A 1,223-nucleotide genomic window follows, 5' to 3' on the forward strand; every position below is an offset into this window, starting at 1 on the left:
GGAATGTACCGTCAATGAAGCCATGGTAGCAACAGTTCAAGTGTTTGAAAACTTTGGGCGTGATGAAAACAATTCTCTTGCCCATCTTTATCAACATGAAGCAGGACAAACTCTCTTAACTTTTTTGCGTGAATTGGTGAGTGATCAATCAGGATTAAAATTTCAACTTTGCGAATGGCTCGCTATATTTTCAGCCCTTATAGCAACTCGCTCCGTTACACCCTCTCCTGGAGGACATCCGCGTTTGTTCATTTGGGGAACCTTAGAATCACGTTTACAAACCGTTGATACTGTGGTTATTGGTGGTCTTAATGAAGGATCATGGCCTATTACAACCCGTAATGATGCTTTTTTATCACGACCAATGAAAATTATGTTAACTCTTGAACCACCAGAAAAGCGTATTGGCCTTTCTGCCCATGACTTTCAATGGGCTATGGGAATGAATAAAGTGGTGATGAGCCGAGCACTACGCGTTAATCATGCTCCTTAACTTCCTTCACGCTGGTTACAACGCTTAGAAACGGTTATAGGAAAACAGGTTTGGAAACAAATCCGTGCACGAGGTGAAATATTTCTTCATTGGACAAAAATGCTTGATCATACAAATATCATTGCCGGTGCGAAACGTCCTTATCCTGTCCCACCCCTTGATGCGCGTCCTCGCCATTTTTCCGTCACTGAAATCGCAACGTTGCGCTATGACCCTTATGCCATTTATGCCAAAAAAATCTTGCGGCTGAAACCGCTTAAAGCTCTCATCCATGCCCCTGGTGCTTCTGAACGCGGAATACTTTATCACGCTATTTTTTCTGCTTTTTGTACAAAAGTAAAAAATCCAAATTCTGCGAATGTCCTCGATGTACTCCTCAATATCGGGCGTGAAGAATTTAATAAATTCAATTTGCCACTCGATATTGAAGCAATCTGGTGGAACAATTTTGAAAATCTTGCTCCATTTTTTCTCCAATGGGAACAAAGTTTAGGTCCTCGAAAACGATATGCCGAAGTAGTATCGCAAAAAATACCTATAGGCACCACAGGTTTAACTCTTTCGGGACGTGCTGATCGTATTGATGTATTGCCAGGAAAAATGGTTGAAATTATCGATTTTAAAACCATCACCCCACCTTCATCAAAACAAGTGCGCGATTTATTATTTCCACAATTGGCATTGGAAGCAGCTTTGCTTATGCAAGGTGCTTTTACAGATTTTCAAGATC

1 pseudogene is annotated in these 1,223 nt (G+C 41.1%); it reads left to right on the forward strand.

The window, feature by feature from the left end:
* Window positions 1–1,223 (forward strand): annotated as a pseudogene (gene addB / locus ACFIO5_RS09865) (double-strand break repair protein AddB); the annotation flags it as partial.

The sequence above is a fragment of the Bartonella sp. AA86SXKL genome, from assembly GCF_042196885.1.